This is a genomic window from Xanthomonas sp. F14 (genome assembly GCF_014199865.1).
The window spans coordinates 485342-507675 of record NZ_JACHOM010000002.1 but is presented as its reverse complement, the minus strand read 5'-3'; the positions used below and the strand labels follow the sequence as shown (position 1 = coordinate 507675).

The window sequence follows — 22334 nt, the reverse complement described above, 5'->3', positions numbered from 1 at the left end:
GCACGTTCGCGCGCCGTGCACGAGGCATCGCCAACCATGGCCAGCGTGAACAACGTGACCGACACCTCAGCTGCACCATCGCCCCCCAGCCCACGTCGTCGACGCTGGCTGGTCGGGCTTGCCATCGTCTCCGCCGCCGTGGTGATCTTCGTGCTGCTGTTCCAGTGGAACTGGCTGCGCGGTCCGGTCGAGCGCGTGGTCAGCGCCAAGACCGGTCGCCAGTTCCATCTCGGCTATCTGGACGTGAAGCTGGGCCGCACGACCACCGTGCGCGGCAATCGGCTGAGCCTGGCGAACGCAGCATGGTCCAAGCGCGGGCCGATGGCCGAGCTCAACTCGGCCGAGATCGATGTCGAGTTGTGGCCACTGCTGCGCGGCAAAGTGCGTCTACCGGAAATCCGCCTGGATCACCCAACCCTCTTGCTGGAAGCCGGCGACGACACCCATCCCGGCAACTGGGTATTCGATCAGGACAGTGGCGATGGCACCATGCCGCGCCTTGGCCGCCTGCTGGTGAACAACGGGCGCCTGCAATACATCGATGCAGCCAATCGCTCTAACGTGGATGTGGCAATCAACAGCCTCGCACCACCGAGCAGCGACCAACGTGCCGCGCCGATCGGCATCGACGGCAAGGGCCGCTGGAAGGGCTATCCCTTTACGCTCAAGGGCAATACTGCCTCGCCGCTGGAACTGAGCCAGAGCGAGCACCCATTCCGCATCGATCTGCGCGGCAGCGCCGGCGCCACCCGCACCCACGTGCGCGGCACCTTGACCAACCCGTTCCAGTTCCAGGTCTTCGATCTGCAAATGGCGCTCAGTGGCCAGGACATGCAGGACCTGTATCCGCTGACCGGCGTGGCCATGCCGTCGACGCCGCCATACAAGCTAGACGGTCATTTGCGCCGCAACGGCCAGCTCTGGCGCTACGAAAAGTTCACCGGTACCGCCGGCGACAGCGATCTGTCGGGCACTGCAGAAGTGGACCTGCGCAACAAGCGTCCGTTCCTGCGTGCCGATCTGGCGTCCAAACGCCTGGACTTCGACGACCTGGCAGGGTTCATCGGCGCGCCACCGAAGACCGGCGCGAACGAGTCGGCAAATGCAGAACAGAAAAAACAGGCGGCACAGCTCGCAGCCAGTGCACGCGTGCTCCCCAACACCCCGTACGACTTGTCGAAGCTACGCGCGATGGATGCGCAGGTACGCTGGCGCGCGCAGCGCATCAATGCGCCATCGTGGCCGCTGGACGACATGGATGCCTCGCTGACATTGAAGGACGGCTTGCTGCAGCTGGACCCGCTGAACTTCGGCGTTGCCGGTGGCGATATCCGCTCCATCATCCGCATGGATGCGCGCAGCGAGGTGATCACCACGCACCTCAAGGCAGGTCTTCGCGGCATCCGGCTGGATCAACTCTTCCCCGATACCGCCCTCGCCAAGCAGGCCTCGGGTGCCATCGGTGGCGAATTCGATCTGCGTGGACGCGGCAACTCGATCGGCGCGATGCTCGGTACCGCCGACGGCACGATCGGCGTGGGCATGGGCCGCGGCCATGTCGGAAATCTGATCATGGAGCTGGCCGGGCTGGATATCGCCGAGTCGCTCAAGTATCTGGTCACCAAGGACCGACAGATTCCGGTGCGCTGCATCTTCGGCGACTTCGGCGTGCAGGACGGCCTGATGCAATCGCGTGCGCTGGCGTTCGACAGCACCGACACCATCATCATTGGCGAAGGCAGCATCAGCTTGAAGGACGAGACGCTGGACCTGCTGCTGCGCCCACGCCCGAAAGATCGCAGCATCCTGAGCCTGCGCTCGCCATTGCGGATTGGCGGCAGCTTCAAGGACCCGACCTTCCGTCCGGACTTCAAGGCATTGGGTCTGCGCGGCGCGCTTGCGGTCGGCCTGGGCATGATCGCTCCACCCGCCGCCTTGCTCGCAACCTTCGAACCGGGTCCCGGCAAGGACAGCGACTGCGGCGGCAAGTTCGCAAAGTAAGTTCACTGCACGACCTTGCGCCGTCAGCAAACCTGTCGACCGCTGTAGCGATAAAGGCAAGATGTCGATTGCATGCAAGTGCATTGTCGGATGCAGTGATCCCGAAACCTGCAGTGATGGCCGGATCAACAGGAACTGATCAGACCGCAGTCCTCGAACGACCGCACGGCCTGCACTGCTTGCACCATGCAGACCGACCTTCTCGACGGGTCCTTGCCCGCCCACCGTCGCGGGACCTTAGGCGGCATGGATGCCGCGTAAGAGCCTACAAGGATGTACTTGCGGCGTGTCCTGCGATGGTGGGCGGGCAAGGGCCTTGCAGCAAACTCCCAGCGTCGAGAACACCGCACCAGAGAGTTTGCTGCCTGTGTTATTGAGAGCGATGCACCCCGACCATCTCAACTGACCCTTGCGACCAGGCCGCAGATCAAACGCTCCAAAGCTGATCTATCTGCTCGCCACACTTCTCGAGCTATGTCGATCAACAGCGTTCAGGACAAGACGCAGGGAACATCGCCGGCACGGCCCTAGCTGGCGATGTAACGCTGCAACTGATCGATATCGCGCTGCTGGTTCTCGATCACCGCCTTGACCAGATCACCGATGGAAATCACGCCCTGCACGCGGCCGTTGTCGACCACCGGCAGATGCCGGAAGCGGCCGTCGGTCATCAACTGCATGCAGCGCTCCACCGTGTCCGACGGCGACACTGTCACCACCTCGGTACTCATGATGTCGGCAACGCTGGTGGTCGATGAGGCGCGATCGCGCAGCACCACCTTGCGCGCGTAATCGCGCTCGGACACGATGCCGACCAGGCGTGGCCCGTCCATCACCAACACCGCGCCGATGCCTTTGTCGGCCATCAGGCGGATCGCCTCGATCACTGCAGCGTCTGCCGCTACCGCGAATACCTCAACCTGTTTGGTCCCCAATAGCTGTCGTACGGTCTGCATGGCCCGCTCCGCGCTTGATCTGATGGTCGCAGCCTACTCCCACCGCGCCGCGGTGGGTATCGACCAGATACAGCGGACGCTGCTTGGCCTCGTCGTACAAGCGGCCCAGGTATTCACCGATCAGGCCCAGGGCGATCAGCTGGATGCCGCCCAGGAACAGGATCACCGACATCATGGTCGGCCAGCCGGCCACCGGGTCGCCCATCAGCGCCGCCTTGATCACCACCCAGCCACCGAACAGGAATGCCACCAGCGCGGTGAGCAAGCCCAGATAGGTCGCCACGCGCAGCGGCACGGTGGAAAAGCTGGTGATGCCATCCAGCGCGAAGTTCCACAGCCGCCACACGGTGAATTTGCTGCGTCCCGACAGCCGTGGCGCACGCCGGTACGGCAATGCCACCTGGCGAAACCCGACCCAACCGAACAGCCCCTTCATGAAACGGTGGCGCTCGCGCAGCTGCTGCAAGGCTTCTACCACCCGCGGCGACAACAGCCTGAAATCCCCCGTGTCGGCCGGAATCGGCGTGCGCGACAACTGCCGGATCACCCGGTAGAACGCATGCGCCGCACTGCGCTTCAGCCAGCTCTCGCCCTCGCGAAAAATCCGCGTGCCGAAGATGTTGTCGTAACCGGCGCGCCACAGCGCGACGAACTCGGGGATCAACTCCGGCGGGTCCTGTCCATCGGCATCGAGCAGCACCACCGCACCGGGCAGCACATGGTCCAAGCCTGCAGAAATGGCCACTTCCTTGCCGAAGTTACGCGACAGCCGCACCGCACTCACCTGCGCATCGGCATCGGCAAGTGCCTGCAACACGCTCCAGGTGCCATCGCTGCTGCCATCGTCGACATACAGCACATGCGTCTGCACGCCACTCAGGCCCGCCAGCACTGCGCACAGGCGCGGATGCAGCTGTGGAATGCTGGTCTCCTCGTTATAGGCTGCAATCACCACCGTGAGGCGGTCTGCTGCCACCGGCAATTGTGCGGGCTCGGACGTCTGCACGCTCACGGCGCCTGCAGGTACGCAGGGCCACCCAGCTGGCGTGCCTGCCGCTGGATCCATGCCGTCCGCCGTTGCACATAGGCGCCGGGCCGACGCGCGTCATAACGGCGTGGCGAGGGCAGCACCGCCGCCAGGCGCGCCGACTCGGTCGGTGACAACCCAGCCGCATCCTTGCCCCAGAATTGCCGGGCAGCGGCCTGCGCGCCATACACCCCGTCACCGAACTCGGCCACGTTGAGATACATCTCCAGAATGCGCTGCTTCGGCCACAGCAACTCGATCAGCACCGTGTACCAGGCCTCCAGGCCCTTGCGTACCCAACTGCGGCCCTGCCACAGGAACACGTTCTTGGCGACCTGCTGACTGATCGTGCTGGCCCCGCGCACGCGCCCACCGCGCGCATTGTGATCGCGCGCCTTTTCGATCGCCTGCAGGTCGAAGCCGTGATGCACCGGAAACTGCTGATCCTCCGCAGCCACCACCGAAATCGGCAGGCTGGCGGCGATCCCGTCGTAGTCGCGCCATTGCTGGTGCAGCGAAAAATCCCAATCGCCCTCGCCCCAGGCTTCCAGATAACGCCCCACCATCATGCTGCTGATCGGCGGATCGACCACCCGCAGCACCAGCACCTGCAGCACGCTCGCGGCGGCAAACAGCAGCGGCGCTGCCAACAGCCAACGCAGCCAGCGACCCGCGCGCCGCGGTGGCGCCACCTGCTTGCCATCCAATGCATCCGTCCCCATTGTTCGCTACGACCTTTCATCCCGATGCTCGTTGCATTATCCGGCAACCGGCGTCCCTTACGTCCGATGTTCCCATGACCGATCACGATCAGCTTTCCCGTTTCCTGCTGCCTGCTGCCGGCGTGCGCGGCGTCCATGTCCGCCTGACCCAGGCCTGGCACGACATCCAGGGGGCCGCCGACTACCCGCCCGCCGCACGCCAGTTGCTCGGCGAGGCGGCGGTGGCCGCCGCCCTGTTCACCGGCCACACCAAGGTCGACGGGCGTCTGTCGGTGCAGCTGCGCGGCAACCAGACGCTGCGCACCCTGTTCGCCGAATGCACCGCGGCCGGCACCTTGCGCGGCATCGTGCAGCTGGCCGACGGCGCCGATGCGCCCGCCGACCTGCGCGAACTGGGTGAGGCCGCGCTGCTGGCCATCACCATCGAGAACCCCGGCCTGGACCCCCGCGAACCGCAGCGCTACCAGAGCCTGGTCGGCATGCAGGCGCCGGATCTGGCCGAAGCGTTCGAAACTTATTTCCAGCAGTCCGAGCAACTGCCGACCCGCCTGCTGCTGGCCGCCGGCCCGGATCAGGCCGCTGGCCTGTTGCTGCAAAAGCTGCCCGGCGACGAGGGCGACACCGATGGCTGGACCCGCATCGGCGCGCTGTTCGACACCCTGGGCGCACCGGAATTGCTCTCGGTCGCCAGCGAGGACCTGCTGCACCGGTTGTTCCACGAGGAAGACACCCAATTACTGGGCAGCAAGCCGCTCAGCTTCGGCTGCTCTTGCTCGCGCGAGCGGGTCGCCTCGATGCTGCAGTCCCTGGGCGAAGACGAGGCCCGTGCCGCTGCCGAGGCGACCGGCGAGGTCGAGGTCCGCTGCGAGTTCTGTGGGCGTGAGTATCACTTTCCGTTGACCGCACTGGACGTACTTTTCAGCGAGGCGCGCCCCCTGCAGGAGGCGCCGGAACGGTTGCAGTAGAAAGGTTTGACAGGTGCGATCCGGGGATCGTGAGTACTTGTTAAATAATCATAAACACCCTAGCATTCCGACTGCCCGCTTCCGGGAACTTAACAACTGCCGCTGGGTCTGAACTCTGGTATGCGACACCTACTGCGCCTTCCGCTTGCTCTGATGGTTGCCCTTGCGGCGGCTACGGGTGTGCATGCGCAGTCGACCCAGCAGGTACGTGAAAGCACCATCCTGCCGGTGTGGAACAAGGGCAGCGGCAAGGTCGAAGCCTTTCTGTACTTGGAGCCCACCGGCGAGCAGAGGGCCGGTGCACGCTGGCACTTCGGCCGCAACTCGCTGGACGCGGCGTTCGGCCTGACCTCCGGCGATTCGCTGGGCTTGATCTGCAACAGCAGCCGCGGCACCAACATCAACGGACTCGCCAGCCACTGCCTGCTCGCAGGCATCGGCGATGACGAAGAAGACAGCGCCGCCGCATCGCGCCGCGTGTCGGCAACCCTGGGCTTCAACCGTGGCGGCGCACGCGCCGGCGTCACTGCAGGTACCGGCCGCGATACCCTGCCGGCCTGGTTGGTCGGCGCCGGCAAGGCACCGCTGACCCGCGTCGAACAGAACGACCTGACCGTGTTCGGACAGAAGAACATCGGCCGCGAAGGCTTCGTTTCGATCGGCGGCACCTATGCGCGCGCGCGCCTGGTACCGCTGGCCGACGTTTCGCCGGCGATCGCCGACCAGTGGGACAGCAAGACCCTGAGCGTCGGAGGCGGCTACGGTGCCTTCAGCGCCAACGTCATCGGCCGCGTCGTCGACGTCCCCGGCCAGCCGGAAAAGTGGGAAGGTCTGGGCCTGGGTCTGACCTGGCGCACCCCCTGGAGCGGCCAGCTGACCGTCGGCGCAGAGAACGTCATCTCCCGCGGCAAGAACCCGTTTGCGCCGAGCAACGAGAGCAACAGCGACGGCACGATCCCGTACGTTCGGTATGAGCAAGACCTCTAAGTAATTGATTTTAAATTATTTTACCTGGCGCCACCGGCTTGCAGCCGGTGGCGTTTTGCGTTCCAGCACCCGGCCTGCGGCAGCCTTTCACGTCTTTCTTCTTTTTCGTTAACGGGACTTTAATTTCTCGCATAACGCATATACCATCGGTTCACCCTGACGTTTTGGATCCGCTTCTTTCGGACCCCCGACAGGCAAACAACCCTTGGCAGTACCCAAGATCACTTGGAGAGAGAGCTAATGAATTGCAAGTCCAACAAGCTGCGCGATGCAGTCGTCCTCGCGCTTGTCGTGGGCGTCGGCGGTACCGGTACCGCCATCGCTCAGGAAGCCGGCACCACCAACCTCGACAAGATCGAAGTGACCGGTTCGCGCATCAAGAGCGCAGACGTTGAAACGTCGCAGCCCGTTCTGACGCTGACCCGTCAGGACATCGACAAGCAGGGCGTCACCTCTGTTGCCGATGTGTTGCAGCGCGTGGCAGCCAACGGCGCGGCGCTGAACCGCACCTTCAATAACGGCGGCGACGGCAGCTCAGGCATCGCGCTGCGCAACCTCGGCAGCGCACGTACCCTGGTGCTGGTCAACGGCCGCCGCTGGACCACGGGTCTGGACGGCAGCGTCGACCTCAACACCATTCCGACTGCGATGGTTGAGCGCATCGACATCCTGAAGGATGGCGCGTCGACGATTTACGGCTCCGATGCCATTGCCGGCGTGGTGAATATCATCACCCGCAAGAACTTCGACGGTGCCGAGGCAGGCGTCAACGTTGGCCAGTACAGCGATGGCGATGGCCAGCGCCAGGCCTACGACTTCACGATCGGCACCACCACCGATCGCGCAAGCCTGCTGCTGGGCGCTTCGTACGTGCAGGAAGAGTCCGTCATGGCGGGCGATCGGCAGATCTCCGCTGGCGGTCCTCCGTTCTTCAGCGGCCAGAGCGGCACCGGATTTCCGGGTTCGTATGTGCGCAACGGTGCACGCCGCATCCTGATCAATGGCGTCGAAACGCCTTACGTGGCCAATGTCCACGGTTACAACACCGCGCCGGACAACTACCTGCTGACCCCGCAGGAACGCACCTCGCTGTTCGCTCAAGGTACTTTCAACTTCACCGACAACGTGACGTTCCGCACCGAGGCGATGTACAACGAGCGCAAGTCGGAGCAGTTGCTGGCGGCAATGCCGGTCACCGGCCTGACCTTGAGCGCCGACAGCCTCTACAACCCCTTCGACCAGAACCTGACCAGCGTCAACCGCCGCTTTATCGAAACCGGTGGCCGCTCGTTCAATCAGAACGTCAAGAACTGGCACTTCTACGGTGGCCTGGAAGGTTTCTTCGAATTTGCCGACCACAGCTTCGACTGGGATGTGGGCTATCGCTACGACAAGTCCGATCAGAACGATCTGACCTACGGCCTGTTCAACCTTGCCAACCTCAACAACGCCTACGGCCCCTCCGAGCTGCGTGGCGGCGTGCCGGTCTGCGTCACCGCACCCGGTGGCGATGTGATTCCCGGATGCGTCCCGGTCAATCCGCTGGGCCCGCGCGGCTCGATCAGCCAGGCGGCGCTGGATTACACCGGTTTCACCGCGCACGACTCGTCCTCGGTTGAATCCAAGGGCTACACCGCAAATCTCAGCGGCGACATCGTCGACCTGCCGGCTGGCCCGCTGGCCTTCGCGGCCGGCTACGAATACCGCAAGGAAAGCGGCCAGTTCGATCCGGACGCCTTCATTGCGGCGGGCCTCAGCACCGGCAACGGCGCACGCCCGACTGCAGGCTCCTACAGCCTGGACGAGTTCTATCTGGAACTGTCGGTCCCGGTGCTGGCCGATCTGCCGGGCGCCCAGCTGCTGGACTTCAGCCTCGCGACGCGTTACTCGGACTACAGCAACTTCGGCGACACCGTGAACAACAAGTTCGGCTTCCGCTGGAAGCCCATTCAGGACTTGATGATCCGCGGCAACTACAGCGAAGGCTTCCGCGCGCCCAGCATCAACAACCTGTTTGCCGGTAACGCCGACTCGTTCGAAACCTACGCCGATCCCTGCTCGATCCAGGCTGGTCAGCTCAGCAACCCGGTCGTGGCACAGAACTGCACCGCAGCCGGCGTGCCTGCCAATTTTGTGCAGCCCGGTGCAGGCACCGGCGCCAAGCAGACGCTGGAGCCGTTCACCTACACCTCCAACGAGCAGTTGCAGCCGGAAACCTCGACCAGCCGCACCCTGGGCCTGGTGTTCAGCCCCAGCTTCGCGCAGGGCTTGAATGTCACCTTGGACTGGTGGCAGATCGAGATCGAAAACGCGATCACGCGTCCGGCAGCACAGTTCATCCTCGACAAGTGCTACGGCGGCAGTGCCGGCGAACAGGCTCAGTACTGCGCGCTTGTCACGCGTGATCCGACCTACGCCGATGGCGCCTACACCATCACCAACATCAACATGCCGCTGTTGAATCTGGCGTCGTACAAGGTGGAAGGCTGGGATCTGGGTATCAACTACCGCTTGCCGGAGACGGCGTTCGGCCAGTTCACCATCAGCTGGGATTCGACCTACCTGTCGAGCTGGGAAACCAAGGCGACTGCCGATTCCGAACTGGAGCAGTTCCAGGGCCGTTACCTGAATCAGGATCCGTACTGGCGCATTCGTTCCAATCTTTATGTCGATTGGTCCCTCGGCGATTTCGGCATCAACTGGGGCATTCGCTACAAGTCCGGCATGGAAGAAGTCTGCCCGCTGTCTGCAGCGCTGGCCCAGGCGTATTGCTCGGAGCCTGATCGCGTCACCGCCGACGGCGCATCGCCGCGTAACCACATCGGCGCGACGACGTATCACGACATCCAGGTGCGTTACAACACGCCTTGGAATGCAACCGTGTCGGTCGGCCTGAACAACGCGTTCGACAAGGATCCGCCGGTCGCGTACAGCACGTCCTACAACATGTTCGATCCGCAATACGATCTGCCGGGCCGCTACATGTACATGCAGTACCGCCAGCGCTTCTGATAGAGCCTGCGGCGTAAAACAACTACGGCCCCGAATGGGGCCGTAGTTGCGTCTGGAGTTTAAAAACCGGGAACCGGACGCGGCATCCAACGCGTGCCGGTCACCCCGGAATCAAGGTCTGGATCACATGCTCGACATAGGCCTCGAAGTCTTCGCGGGCCTGCTTGGGTTGCTGCAGTTGCAGCGAGAGCTGCAGGAAACCGACGTAGGCAGCGTAGGCCAGCCGGGCGCGGTGCTGGGCATCGGTGCGGCTCAGGCCGGCCTGGCGGAACGAGGCGATCAGGTAGTCGAGACGGCGCTGCGAGACGCGGTCGATGACCGGGCGCACGGCCGGGTGATCGAGTGCCTTGAGCAGTTCGCTGTAGATGACGTGCGGCTTGACTTCGTGCGCGACCAGTTGAAACAGCGCGCGCAGGCGTGCGCTGGGGTCGGGCACGTCCTCCAGGCTGCCGAATACTTCCTTCTGTTCGAAGATTTCCCAGCGTTCCAGGGCTGCCTGCAGCAAGGCATCGCGCGAGGGAAAATGCCAGTAGAAGCTGCCCTTGGTCACCCCGAGACGGCGTGCCAGTGGCTCCACCGCGACGGCACCCACCCCTTGTTCGGCGATCAGGTCCAGTGCGGCCTGCGCCCAATCGTCCGCGCTGAGGCGGTTGCCGCGACCGGACGTGGCGCGGGGCGTGGTGAGGCTTGGGTCGGTGATGTCATTCATTGCCGCGATTTAACCATACGCTTGAGTCAGTTGCAGTATGCATCACAAAAAGGACACACAACTGCCACGATTCAATGGCTTAACCGTCCATACCAAGGAGTATTGACAGCCACCCAGACAGGTCCATACCATGAGGTATGGTCACCTCTTCTCCTAGCCTCGCCCACCGTGTGTCTACCTCGCGCATCGACGCTGGCGAGACATCGCTTGCGGTGTCGGTGCGGGGCGCGGACCACACGCCGACGGTGCTGCTGGCACACGGCTTTGGACAAACCCGGCACGCGTGGGAAAGCACTGCGGCCCGACTGGCCGAAGCTGGCTACCGGGCGCTGGCCTACGATGCGCGCGGCCATGGCGATTCCGGTTTCAACGATGCAGACCTGCCCTACTCGGCCACGCAGTTCACCGATGACCTGATCGTGCTAGCAGGCGAGCAGGCCGAGCCGCCGGTGCTGGTTGCCGCATCGATGGGCGGCTTGTTCGGCCTGCTTGCCGAGGCGCGCTGGCCAGGTCTGTTTCGCGCGATCGTGCTGGTCGACATCACGCCGCGCTGGGATACCGCGGGCGTGGAGCGCATCCTGCGTTTCATGACCGCACATCCGGATGGCTTCGCATCGCTGGATGCCGCCGCCGATGCGATTGCAGCCTATTTGCCACAGCGCCCACGCAAGACGGCCGAGCAGTTGCGGGCCTTGCTGAGGCAGCGCGCGGACGGGCGCTGGCACTGGCACTGGGATCCACGGCTGGTCGATGAGCTGGCGGGACAGGATCCGCACGCACAACAACAGACCTTGCTGGACGCCGCCGCGCGGACGCGTTGCCCGATGTTGCTGATCAGCGGCGGTCGCAGCGACCTGGTCACTCCGGACACCATCAAGGAATTCCTGTCGATCGCGCCGCATGCGCAGCACGTGCATCTGCCCGATGCCACGCACATGTTGGCCGGCGACGACAACACCACGTTTACCGCAACCGTGTTGCATTATCTGGACGCACTGCCCCCGGTTGGCACCATCGCAGCGTCCAACATTACCGAGCATGTCACTGGAGCAAGACCATGAGCATCGTTGCACCGTTCCTCCTCGTCATCCTGGCGGCGGGCATCGCTGCCTATCACCGCATGCGCCTTGCCACCTGGGTCGCGCTGAGCGCCTGTGTGCTGGTGGCCTGCTGGTTGCTGGGTGCCAATCTCACCGCAACCATCGTCGCTGCCGTGCTGGTGGTGCTGATTTCCGCGCCAGTGCTGCTGCCGTTCCTGCGCAAGCCGCTGCTGACCACGCCACTGATGGGCTTCTTCCGCAAGGTGCTGCCGCCGCTGTCGCAGACCGAGCGCATCGCGCTGGAAACGGGTTCGGTGGGCTTTGAAGGCGAACTGTTCACCGGCGACCCGGATTGGCAGAAGCTGCTCAACTATCCCAAGCCGCAACTGAGCGCCGAAGAGCAGGCCTTCCTAGATGGCCCGGTCGAAGAGCTGTGCAGGATGGTCAACGACTGGGAGATCACCCACGTCCACGCCGACCTGCCGCCGGAGCTGTGGGAATACATCAAGAAGAACAAGTTCTTCGGCATGATCATTCCCAAGCAGTACGGCGGGCTGGGCTTCAGTGCGCTGGCGCATCACAAGGTGATCCAGAAGCTGTCCTCGATCTCCAGCGTGGTCAGCTCCACCGTCGGCGTGCCCAACTCGCTCGGGCCGGGCGAGCTGCTGCTGCATTACGGCACGCCGGAACAGAAGGATTACTACCTGCCGCGCCTGGCGGTCGGCGCAGAAGTGCCGTGTTTCGGCCTGACCGGTCCGTTCGCCGGTTCCGATGCGACCTCGATCCCCGACTACGGCATCGTCTGCAAGGGCGAGTGGAATGGCGCCAACGTGCTTGGCGTCAAGCTGACCTTCGACAAGCGCTACATCACCCTGGCGCCGGTGGCCTCGCTGATCGGCCTGGCATTCCGCGCCTACGATCCGGATGGCCTGATCGGCGACAAGAAGGACATCGGCATCACCCTGGCCCTGTTGCCGCGCGAGACCCCCGGCGTGGAAATCGGCCGTCGCCATTTCCCGCTCAATTCGCCGTTCCAGAATGGCCCGATCCACGGCGAGGAAGTGTTCATCCCGCTGAGCCAGCTGATCGGCGGCGTGGAGATGGTCGGTAAGGGCTGGAACATGCTCAACGAGTGCCTGGCGGTGGGCCGTTCGATCACCCTGCCCTCCACGGCCAGCGGTGGCAGCAAGTATGCCGCCGTGGTCACCGGCGCGTATGCGCGTATTCGCAAGCAGTTTGGCCTGTCGGTCGGACGCTTCGAGGGCGTCGAAGAAGCGCTCGCGCGGATCGGCGGCAAGGCCTATGCCATCAGCGCGTTGTCGCAGGCCACCGCTGCGGCGGTGGACCGTGGCGATGTGCCATCGGTGCCATCGGCGATCGCCAAGTATCACTGCACCACCATGGGACGCGAAGTGGTCAGCGACATGATGGATGTGATCGGTGGCAAGGGCATCATCCTGGGGCCGCGCAACTTTGCCGGCCGTGCCTGGCAGGCGGCGCCGATCGGCGTGACCGTGGAAGGCGCCAACATCATGACCCGCAGCCTGCTGATCTTCGGGCAGGGCGCAATCCTGTGCCATCCGTGGGTGATGAAGGAAATGCAGGCGGCGCAGGATCCGGACACGCGTCGTGGCCTGGAAGAGTTCGACCAGAGTCTGTTCGGGCATATCCGCTTCGGCATCTCCAATGCGGTGCGTTCGTTCTGGTTCGGGCTGACCGGTGCGCGCATCGGGGCAGCGCCGGGCGATGCGTACACGCGGCGCTTCTTCCGCAAGCTGGATCGTTATTCCGCCAACCTGGCGCTGATGGCCGACGTGTCGATGCTGATGCTCGGCGGCAAGCTCAAGTTCAAGGAATCGCTGTCCGGACGTCTGGGCGACGTGCTGAGCCACATCTACCTGACCAGCGCGATGCTCAAGCGCTATCACGACGAAGGCGCGCCGGCGACCGATCAGCCGCTGCTGGCCTGGGCGTTCCATGACAGCGTGCACAAGATCGAAACCGCGCTGTCTGCGGCGCTGCGCAACTTCCCGATCCGTCCGGTGGGCTGGCTGATGTGGGTGCTGATCTTCCCGCTGGGCCGTCGTGCCGAAGCACCGGGCGACCGGCTGGGACACCGCGTGGCATCGATCCTGATGACGCCGAACGAAGCGCGCGACCGTCTGGGCCAGGGCGTGTTTCTGACCCCCTGCGCCAACAATCCGGGCGGACGTATCGCCAGCTATCTGGCCAAGGCCGTGCTGGCCGAGCCGGTGGAGCGCAAGTTCCTCAAGGCGCTCAAGACCAAGGGCATCGAGGCGCTGGATTTCACCGCGCAGCTGGACGAAGCCGTGGCCGAAGGCGTGATCACCGGCGACGAGCGCAGGCAGCTGGAAGAGTTGCGCGAGATGATGATGGACACCATCACCGTGGACGATTTCGACCCGCACGAACTGCGTGCGGCCAGCTACTACGACAAGCCGCAAGTCCAGCAGCCGCGCGAAGCGGCATAAGGCGCAGGCCAAGTGACGGCAGACGACGGCGGGCTTCGGCCCGCCGTCGTCGTTTGTGGAGACTGGCTGTGGTGGAGGCCGAGCATTCGCAACTGCGCTGCCTGCCGCCAGTGTCTTCGATCAGTTCCAAGCAACTGCAATCTCGGTAGACACCTGGCAGGAGCGGGCTTGCCCGCGATGAAGCTCTACCGGTAACGCCTCATCGCGGGCAGGCCCGCTCCTACAGGAAGCGAGCACACGGCCTCAGCGCGGCAACCACAGCAACGCCAGGGCAATCAGCGCGGGCAAGGCCTGCACGAAAAAGATGCGGCGGTTGACGCTGTAGGCACCATAGCAGCCTGCCACGACGACACAGCCCAGAAAGAAGCCCAGCACGTCGGTGCGGGCCTGCAACGCGCCCCAGAACAGGCCCGCTGCCAGGAAGCCGTTGTACAAGCCCTGATTGGCCGCGAGCACGCGCGTGGCTTGCGCCTTCTCGGGAGTATTGCGGAAGGTCTTCAGGCCCAGCGGCCGCGTCCACAACGCCATCTCCAAGACCAGGATGTAAACGTGCAGCAGAGCGACGCACAGGCCGGCAACGATGGCGAACAGGGACATGGCGGATCGGCGTGATGGATGTGGCGACCAGCATAGCCGCGATCGCGGCCCTGCTGCTCGGAACAGGCGACGGAACCCGGCGCGCCGGCAAGAGACGGGGAATGTGCAGGACCTGCATGCATGATCGGAGCGTCGCGACTGAGGATATCGGCGGCGTGTCCTGCAATAGCCTGATCTATCTGCTCGCCACGCTCTCCCAAAGGTAAAAGCGGCTAGTCCAAACAGCGGCATCGCTAATGCATGTCATGCCCTGCTTGCCAGTGCACACCGACCATCTCGACCGGTCCGTGCCCGCTCACCCTCGTGGGACCTTACGCGGCATGGATGCCGCGTAAGAGCCTACAGGGACGTACTTGCGGCGTGTCCCGCGAGGGTGGGCGGGCAAGGGCGCTGCAACCAGGCCATTTGTTGACCGCTCCTAGTCGGAGACCTTATTGCCAGTCTCCGCATCGCGCTCTGCGGGCAGCTTGCGCGCCTCGCGCAGCAGGCCGAACGCGCCCAGGGTCATGCCCGATGCCACCAGTAGACCGACCCCAAACACCGCGCTGGAGCCGAATGCCGACACCAGCTTGTGCACCCAGACGAAGGTGAGATCGCCACCGCGGTAGATCACGGTGTCGATCGCAGCGCCGGCCTTGTAACGCCATTCCCGATCCACCCGCGTGTACAAGGTCTCGCGCGCCGGCTTGGCCAGTGCGAACTCGCTGGAGCGGGTGATCACCTGCACGATCGCAAGCATCATCGGCAGCGGCGAGGACGTCAGCACGGCATAGCCCAGCGTGATCGCCACGCCCGGAATCAGCAGCGCCGGTGCGATGCCGAAACGCGACAGCAGCGCGCGCGTCACCAGCAGCTGCAACACCAGGGTAAGCGCGTTGATCGCCAGGTCGATGCTGGCGTAATAGGCGGTGGCCGCCGCTGCGTCCGTGTAGAGCCGACGTACCAACGCTGCCTGCTCGTTGTAGAGCAAGGTGCCGACGCCCACGCCAAACAGCACCATGAAGGCCAGCCAGCGCAGCAACGGCTCGCGCACGATCAGCTTGAGCCCGCCCAGCACATCGCCGCCCATCGGCACCTCGCCGGAGCCCAGCTGTCGCTCCTGCTCGCGCGCAACCGCCCACAGGCGCAGACGCAGCACGCAGACCACGCACACGGTCAGAAACCCGGCCGAGACCAACATCAGATGCGCGATGCCGATGCGCTCGACCAGCGTGCGGGTGAGGATCGGCCCGAGAAACGCGCCCAGCGTGCCGGCCGCACCGATGTAACCGTAGTAGCTGCGCGCTTCGGCATTGCTGAAGACGTCGGCCATGAAGCTCCAGAACACCGCCACCGCAAATAGGTTGAAGACGGTCACCCACAGGAAGAACGCCAGGCCGCGCCCAGGCACGCCGCTGTCGAACAATACGTAGAACAGCAACAGGGTCGCGATGAAGAAGCCATACACCGCCGGCAGGAACACCCGGCGCGGGTAGCGACTGACCAGCGCGCCGTAGACCGGCTGCAGCAACACCATGATCAGGAAGGTGCAGGTAAACAGCACCTGCAGGGTGAAATCCTTGAGCGGTATGCCGTGCGTGGCAAAGAAGGCGATCATGCCGGTGGGGAAAATCGCTTCCACATCCGCCGACGCACTCATCGCCTCGCGCACCGGGCGCAGCACGTAGTAGCCGCTGAGCAGGCAGAAGAAATACAGGAACGACCACGCCAGCGGCGGCGAGCTGCGCAATGCCACGCTCAGACGGCCAGCCGCAGAGCGCGGCGAAGACAGGCTGGTCATCGGGTAAGGCTCGCTCGCATCGACGAGCGCGACAGCAGGGACATGGCAGCGGCAACACCCGCGAAACAAGCGCGCAAGTTAGCCGATGCCGCGCTGCATCACCAGCAGCAGCGGGCGGCACCGACTAAATCGATTGCCTGCGGAGACGGCACGCCGCTTGCAGCTGTCTCCGCACAGGCTCCCGATTGCGTTGCAAAGGGTCCTGGCAGTTCGATTTATGAACCTAAAATCATCAATAGGATCAACACGATGCCCATTCATCTTCCGGCAGTTTGTGCTATTGCAAAGCGCGGCGCTAGAATCGTCGGAGGCAGTGGAACAGGCGGGACAACCATGACTCAAATGCGCAGGCGCCGACGGTTCCGACCGTTGGCCATCGGGCTGCTCGGGGCGTTATTGCCTCTGGCCCTCTCTTCCACCGCGCAGACACCTGCGCCGGCTGCTTCTGCGCTGCAGCCGGCCACCGTCGTGCAGTCGCCCACCGCCCCGCTGCAATACCGTGCATCGCTTCCGGCCAGCCAGGTGCTGGCCCCGGCGGCCGGGTTCGATGTGGCCGCGTTCGAATCGATGGCCAACCAGTTGACCTACGGCAATCGCCTGCCCGGCATGGCGATGGCGATCGTGCAGGGCGGCAAGGTGCTGAGCGCGCGCGGCTATGGTGTCACCGACGTCAATCACCCGCAGCCGGTCGACGCGCATACCGTGTTCCGTCTGGCATCGCTGTCCAAGGCCTTCGCCGGCACCATGGCCGGGTTGCTGGTCAACGACGGCGTGCTGCGTTGGGACAGCAAGGTAGTGGACTATGTGCCCGGGTTCCAGCTCAGCAATGACGTCGCCACCCGGCAGCTCACCGTCGCCGAGGTGCTGAGCCACCGCGTCGGGCTGACCCGCAACGCCTACGACAACGATATCGAATCCAACGTCGACTACTACTCGCTCAGCCACAAGCTCGCCGCCGCGCCGTTGCGCTGCGCGCCCGGCGATTGCTATGCGTACCAGAACGTGGCCTTCAGCCTGGTCGGCGATGTGGTGTTCGCTGCGTCCGGCAGCTTCTACGAGCAGTCGGTGGAGCGCCGCATCTTCAAGCCGCTGGGCATGAACGATGCGAGCATGGGTCTGGCCGGTATCCAGGCCAGCCCGCGCTGGGCGCGCCCGCATGTGCGCAGCCGCAATGGCTGGGTGTCGTTGACGCCCAAGCCGACCTACTACCGTCTGGCCCCCGCTGCCGGCGTCAATGCCAGCGCCAGCGACATGGCGCAGTGGCTGCTCGCGCACACCGGCCACCGCACCGACGTGCTGCCTGCGCCGCTGCTGGCGACGCTGCACGCGCCGCTGATCTCCACGCCAGGGGAGATGCGCTCGGGTTGGCGCCACGAGCGTGTTGACGCCGCCAGCTACGCGCTGGGCTGGCGCGTGTTCGACTACGCCGGCCATCAGGTCGTCTTCCATGCCGGCGCAGTGCAAGGCTATCGCGGCCTGGTCGCGCTGCTGCCCGAACGTGATCTCGGCATCGCGATCATGTGGAACGGCGAGAGCGGCCTGCCCTCCGGCATGCTGCCCACCATTCTGGATCGAGCGCTGGGTCTGCCCGCCAAGCGTTGGCTGGATATCGATGTGGATGGCGACTTCGGCAGCGAGAACATGCTGGCCGAGCGCCCCGATCCTGCCGGCAAGGGCGCCTCGTCGGGCAAGTCGGTGGCATCGCCGCGCTGAGTTGGCGTTGCGGCAACCTCGCGCACAGGCGGCTTCGGCCGCCTGTGTCGTTTCCGGCCTGCAGAATCGAGTCGAGCATATCGACATCGGTGGCCGGAAGCCGGGCATCGCTCCATGGCCATGCGATGACGGTCATGGCAGGCGCAGGTCTGAGTCACCTTGTCGAGTAAGCGCGCCAGACCTGACTGAAAAGCGAGAGCGTGGCTGCCCACGATGCGGCCCAATGCATCTACTCCCGCTTGGCACGACCAACACACCGCACCGCTACGCCAATCGATGGCGGCACGACCGATCGGGACAGACGATGGTCAGTTGGGCGGGCGGCGCAGCGGCCCAGCCCACTGCTAGCGTTGGACCGGAGAAAGCGGGTGGCGGGTGGCAAGCGGCGATAGTGCGGCGATAGCTACAACGTCCCGGCCTGACATCCCGTCACGCATAGCGCAACGCATCCGGCGGCGATAGCTTCGGCTGCCTGCGTGCGACCGGGACTTCCTCGATCACGGACGCCCTGGGCACGTCAATAAAAAAGCTCCCTCCCCGCTGGGCGTCGGGGAGAGAGCTCGATGTTTACGGCGATCGGGTGGTGCGGATCAGATCAGCGGCGCCGGGGTTGCGGGCAGCGCGACTGGAGCGGCCTTCTTCTTGCGAACGGCCGGCTTCTTCTTGGCGACCTTCTTCACAGCAGGCTTCTTGGCGGCAGTCTTCTTGGTGGCGGACTTCTTGGTCGCCTTCTTGGCAACTGCCTTCTTGGCGGTCTTCTTTACCGCTTTCTTGGCGGTCTTCTTGACGGCCTTCTTGGCGGCGGTCTTCTTGGTCGCCTTCTTTGCAGTCTTCTTCACTGCCTTCTTGGCGGCAGTCTTCTTGGTTGCCTTCTTTGCAGTCTTCTTCACTGCCTTCTTGGCGGTTGCCTTCTTTGCAGTCTTCTTGACGGCCTTCTTCGCAGCAGTCTTCTTCACTGCCTTCTTGGCGGTTGCCTTTTGGGCGACCTTCTTGACTGCCTTCTTGGCGGCAGTCTTCTTCACTGCCTTCTTGGCAGTGGGTTTCTTTTTCGCAGCTTTTGCAGTGGCCATGTAATTGGCTCCTCGTCAGTGAACTATGGAGGTGAAACGCCCAGTTGAAGCAAACCCCGCAACGGCACGCCGTCGTCGGGAACCGTCCGCAGGTGATGCGCGACGGGACGGATACAGAAACACCCGCATCGAACAGCGACGCGGGTGCGTGATCGGAGCGACTGCTGCTTTTTTGGAGAGAAGCGGACCCAACTCCACCGTGGATAGCGCTTCGGTGGACATAGGGAACAAGCGTGTCGGCTTGATGTCGATTCTGCTCACTCTCTTTCGCAGCAACGTCTGCTGGGCGAAACCTAATCACGCTTTTTTTTACTGTCAACACTCTTTTGCATTTTTTTTTCAACGCCTCGTCGCGGCGCGTCCCGTCGAGCGTGTCCAAAGACGCCGTGCGGTGGCGCGCGCCGCTGCCCTTGGCATGCAGCGGCGCAACGACGTTTTCAAAAAAGCACTTCTTTTGTGCTGTTTTTTTTTAGCGATGCAGACGCGCACGCTGTTATCCACTGCAGCGGCACAACAGCGCACGCCCGCTCGCCGCGGTACGCGCCGCCTGTCCGCCAGCTGAAAATTTTTTATCGACCAAGCTTGCCCAAGGCCTCGCACAAGCAAAAATGCGCAAACTTATTGCGCGTTTTTCGACCCATGCGTGCATCCGCGTGCACTGCCAACGGCATCCGTTGCGCACCGTGTCCAAGGTTGGATGCAGGCGACACTGCAAATATTTTTCACCGGCTGCACGCCATCTCCTCACGACCGGCTCACGTCGGAAATCCGACACCGCGACGGTCGCAACGCAGTCGACGATGTCGCGCGCGCATGCCGCTGGCGAATGCGCGGTCGTCAAACATCGGCAAAGGCTTCGACTGCGATCCAGAGTCGGCACCGGTCGGTCGCGCGCAGATCGGCAAGACGCACGCCATCGGCAGGCGGGATCGACGCGCGGCCATCGCCACGCAGACAAAAAAATGGCCGCTCCAACGAGCGGCCATCCGGGTGTGCGACGGGCGGGGCGCGGTCAGTGCGCGTCGTCTTCCAGCAGCTCGGCGTAGTCGTCCGGCGACAGCAGGTCGTTGAGCTCTTCCTTGTCGTCGAGTTCGACCACGAAGATCCAGCCTTCGCCGTAGGCGTCTTCATTGATGGTTTCCGGCTTGTCGCTGAGTGCGCTGTTGACCTCGACGACGGTGCCGCTGACCGGGCTGTAGACGTCGGAGGCGGCCTTGACCGACTCCACCACCGCCGCGCCGGTACCGACCTGCACGGTGTCGCCGACGCCGGGCAGTTCGACGTAGACCAAGTCGCCCAGCAAGCCCTGCGCGTGGTCGGAGATGCCGACGGTCACGCGGCCGCTGCTTTCGACGCGGGCCCACTCGTGGGATTTGAGGAACTTGAGGTCGCCAGGGATCTCGCTCATGGGTGTGCTCCGGGGAAACTGTTGGGTTGGGGACAGGTGGCTAGTTTAGACCGCACGACAAGACAGGTGCACGCGCGTGTCGGCCGGTGGGTGGCGATAGATGTCGCACGCTGCCGGACGTTTGCACGCCCGGCAGAGGTCTGACTCATTCGCCAAGGACGCCAGGCTGCGCCTGGCCGTCGCGCACGAACGGAAACTTCACCGCGCGCAGCGGCACCTGCTTGCCACGGATGTCCACGCGCAGCGCGTCGATGCTGCCGGCCGGCACGCGCGCGAACGCGATTGCCTTGCCGAGCGTGGGCGAGAAGGTGCCGGACAGGATCTCGCCTTCGCCGCTGGCGCTAAGCACGGTCTGGCCATGCCGCAGCACGCCCTTCTCGTCCATCACCACACCGATCAGCTGACGCGGTGCGCCCTGCGCCTTTTGCGACTCGAGCACGGCGCGACCGATGAAGTCGCGGCCGTCGTCCAGGGCGATCGTCCAGGCCAGCGCGGCCTCGTACGGACTGACCGTGTCGTCCATGTCCTGGCCGTAGAGATTCATGCCGGCTTCCAGACGCAAGGTGTCGCGTGCGCCCAGACCGGCCGGCTTGACGCCCTGCGCGAGCAGCGCGTTCCAGAACGCCACTGCTGCCTCCTGCGGCAACACGATTTCGAAACCGTCTTCGCCGGTGTAGCCGGTGCGCGCAAGGAACAGTTCCACGCCATCGCGCGAACGCGTCTGCAGCGCAGCGAAACGGCCGAGCTTGCTCGCCGCTACGGTATCGGCCGGATCCACCAGTTCGATCACCTTGGCGCGCGCGCTGGGCCCTTGCACGGCGATCATCGCAAAGTCGCCGCGCTCTTCCACGCGCACCTGGAAGGCTGCGGCCTGTTCGCCGATCCACTGCAGGTCCTTTTCGCGGGTGGCGGCGTTGACCACCAGGCGGAAGAAGTCCTCGCGCAGGAAGTAGACGATCAGATCATCGATCACCCCGCCCTGCGGGTTGAGCATGCAGGTGTACAGCGCCTTGCCGGAGACCTTGAGCTTGTCCACCGAGTTGGCCAGCAGATAGCGCAGGAACTCGCGCACGCGCGGACCGTGCAGGTCGACCACGGTCATGTGGCTGACATCGAACATGCCGGCGTCGCGACGCACCTGGTGGTGCTCGTCCAGCTGCGAGCCGTAATGGATCGGCATGTCCCAACCGCCGAAGTCGACCATCTTGGCGCCGAGCGCACGATGGGTGTCGTTGAGGATGGTCTTCTGGGTCATGCGCACCGGTCCAAGGGAAAGAGGACCATTATCGCCGCCTGGCCGTGCCTGGGGAAACGGCGCAGGCGATGCGGCAACGCGCCGCCGACAGCTGGACCTGGCCGCGCCCTATCGCGCCGCGCTGCAGCATCGCTGCATGGGCACGACGCACGTGCCCTGCCCGGTCAACCGGCCGCCTGCACCTGCAAGGTCATGCCATCGACACCGACAATACGCACCGGCGTGCCGGCCGGAAGGTCCGGGCCGCTGACCACCCAGAACGCATCGTCGACCTTGGCACGGCCGCGCCCCTCGTGGATTGCCTGGTCGAGCACCACGCAGCGACCGATCAACTGCTCGGCACGTCGGTTGAGCAGGGGCCGATCACTCTGCCGGCCCTTGCCGCGAAACCAGCTGCGATACACCTGCACCGACACGAAACTCAGCAGCACGAAGGCGACGATCTGCAGCAGCAGTGACATGCCCGGCAACGCGAGCACCAGCACGCACACCGCTGCGGCGGCAATACCCATCCACAGCAGGAACGCGCCGGGCACCAGCGTCTCGGCAGCAATCAACAGCAACGCCAGCACCGCCCAGGCCACCACGTCCCAACGCACG

The 22334-nt window shown here is 64.3% G+C and carries 18 protein-coding genes; 8 read left to right on the top strand and 10 right to left on the bottom strand.

The features are described from left to right. The first annotated feature begins 36 nt into the window (after window positions 1-36). Window positions 37-2001 (top strand): AsmA family protein, encoded by a 1965-nt coding sequence (locus GGR73_RS10575; RefSeq protein WP_184456833.1) that lies wholly within the window; start codon window positions 37-39, stop codon window positions 1999-2001. Window positions 2002-2528: 527 nt separating this feature from the next. On the opposite strand, the gene GGR73_RS10570 is transcribed toward GGR73_RS10575, so the two are convergent. Genes GGR73_RS10570 through mtgA form a run of 3 tightly spaced genes read right to left on the bottom strand, consistent with a single transcriptional unit; the run spans window position 2529 to window position 4706 of the window. Then, the gene (locus GGR73_RS10570) at window positions 2529-2957 is read right to left on the bottom strand and encodes a CBS domain-containing protein (protein ID WP_046343736.1); all 429 of its coding nucleotides are present in this window, start codon (window positions 2955-2957) and stop codon (window positions 2529-2531) included. After that, window positions 2917-3963 (bottom strand): glycosyltransferase family 2 protein, encoded by a 1047-nt coding sequence (locus tag GGR73_RS10565; protein ID WP_184456979.1) that lies wholly within the window; start codon window positions 3961-3963, stop codon window positions 2917-2919. The genes GGR73_RS10570 and GGR73_RS10565 overlap by 41 nt, the downstream gene beginning before the upstream one ends. A 2-nt stretch (window positions 3964-3965) precedes the next feature. Further along, complete coding sequence (gene mtgA / locus GGR73_RS10560) at window positions 3966-4706, bottom strand: monofunctional biosynthetic peptidoglycan transglycosylase (RefSeq protein WP_167709324.1); 741 nt, start codon at window positions 4704-4706, stop codon at window positions 3966-3968. Between the two features lie 74 nt (window positions 4707-4780). Here mtgA and hslO point away from each other — a divergent pair, with 74 nt between their 5' ends. From hslO to GGR73_RS10545, 3 genes are all read left to right on the top strand, one after another. Beyond that, window positions 4781-5671, top strand: a complete 891-nt coding sequence (gene hslO / locus GGR73_RS10555; protein WP_024939249.1) for an Hsp33 family molecular chaperone HslO — start codon at window positions 4781-4783, stop codon at window positions 5669-5671. A gap of 153 nt (window positions 5672-5824) precedes the next feature. Then, the gene (locus GGR73_RS10550) at window positions 5825-6658 is read left to right on the top strand and encodes an XOO1806 family protein (protein WP_184456831.1); all 834 of its coding nucleotides are present in this window, start codon (window positions 5825-5827) and stop codon (window positions 6656-6658) included. A gap of 240 nt (window positions 6659-6898) precedes the next feature. After that, a complete protein-coding gene (locus tag GGR73_RS10545; RefSeq protein WP_166770612.1) occupies window positions 6899-9670 on the top strand; it encodes a TonB-dependent receptor in 2772 nt (923 codons plus the stop codon). Between the two features lie 100 nt (window positions 9671-9770). Here GGR73_RS10545 and GGR73_RS10540 read toward each other — a convergent pair whose 3' ends face one another. After that, entirely contained in the window at window positions 9771-10379 is a 609-nt protein-coding gene (locus GGR73_RS10540; RefSeq protein ID WP_016902764.1) for a TetR/AcrR family transcriptional regulator, read from the bottom strand. Between the two features lie 137 nt (window positions 10380-10516). On the opposite strand from GGR73_RS10540, the gene GGR73_RS10535 reads away from it, so the two are divergent. Both GGR73_RS10535 and GGR73_RS10530 read left to right on the top strand, forming a co-directional pair. After that, a complete protein-coding gene (locus tag GGR73_RS10535) occupies window positions 10517-11440 on the top strand; it encodes an alpha/beta fold hydrolase (RefSeq protein ID WP_184456829.1) in 924 nt (307 codons plus the stop codon). Continuing rightward, the gene (locus tag GGR73_RS10530; protein ID WP_184456827.1) at window positions 11437-13911 is read left to right on the top strand and encodes an acyl-CoA dehydrogenase; all 2475 of its coding nucleotides are present in this window, start codon (window positions 11437-11439) and stop codon (window positions 13909-13911) included. The genes GGR73_RS10535 and GGR73_RS10530 overlap by 4 nt, the downstream gene beginning before the upstream one ends. A 243-nt stretch (window positions 13912-14154) precedes the next feature. On the opposite strand, the gene GGR73_RS10525 is transcribed toward GGR73_RS10530, so the two are convergent. Continuing rightward, complete coding sequence (locus tag GGR73_RS10525; RefSeq protein WP_046343744.1) at window positions 14155-14508, bottom strand: DUF1304 domain-containing protein; 354 nt, start codon at window positions 14506-14508, stop codon at window positions 14155-14157. Between the two features lie 418 nt (window positions 14509-14926). After that, window positions 14927-16288, bottom strand: coding sequence for an MFS transporter (locus tag GGR73_RS10520; protein WP_184456826.1), 1362 nt, complete (start codon window positions 16286-16288; stop codon window positions 14927-14929). Window positions 16289-16657: 369 nt separating this feature from the next. On the opposite strand from GGR73_RS10520, the gene GGR73_RS10515 reads away from it, so the two are divergent. Further along, on the top strand, window positions 16658-18001 hold the full coding sequence (locus tag GGR73_RS10515) for a serine hydrolase domain-containing protein (protein ID WP_024939258.1): 1344 nt from the start codon (window positions 16658-16660) through the stop codon (window positions 17999-18001). Between the two features lie 590 nt (window positions 18002-18591). Here GGR73_RS10515 and GGR73_RS10510 read toward each other — a convergent pair. Next, on the bottom strand, window positions 18592-19071 hold the full coding sequence (locus GGR73_RS10510) for a hypothetical protein (protein WP_184456824.1): 480 nt from the start codon (window positions 19069-19071) through the stop codon (window positions 18592-18594). A gap of 244 nt (window positions 19072-19315) precedes the next feature. On the opposite strand from GGR73_RS10510, the gene GGR73_RS10505 reads away from it, so the two are divergent. Next, on the top strand, window positions 19316-19633 hold the full coding sequence (locus GGR73_RS10505; RefSeq protein ID WP_184456822.1) for a hypothetical protein: 318 nt from the start codon (window positions 19316-19318) through the stop codon (window positions 19631-19633). A 450-nt stretch (window positions 19634-20083) separates the two neighbouring features. Here the strand turns inward: GGR73_RS10505 and gcvH are convergent, their stop codons facing one another. The 3 genes from gcvH to GGR73_RS10490 all read right to left on the bottom strand — a co-directional run bounded on the left by gcvH (window position 20084) and on the right by GGR73_RS10490 (window position 22333). Continuing rightward, complete coding sequence (gene gcvH, locus GGR73_RS10500; protein WP_024939260.1) at window positions 20084-20479, bottom strand: glycine cleavage system protein GcvH; 396 nt, start codon at window positions 20477-20479, stop codon at window positions 20084-20086. 145 nt (window positions 20480-20624) lie between these two features. Further along, entirely contained in the window at window positions 20625-21734 is a 1110-nt protein-coding gene (gene gcvT, locus GGR73_RS10495) for a glycine cleavage system aminomethyltransferase GcvT (protein ID WP_184456820.1), read from the bottom strand. Window positions 21735-21898: 164 nt separating this feature from the next. Next, window positions 21899-22333 carry an NfeD family protein gene (locus tag GGR73_RS10490; protein ID WP_039526063.1) on the bottom strand — a complete coding sequence of 145 codons (435 nt, stop codon included), beginning with the start codon at window positions 22331-22333 and terminating at the stop codon, window positions 21899-21901. Window position 22334 lies beyond the last annotated feature (1 nt).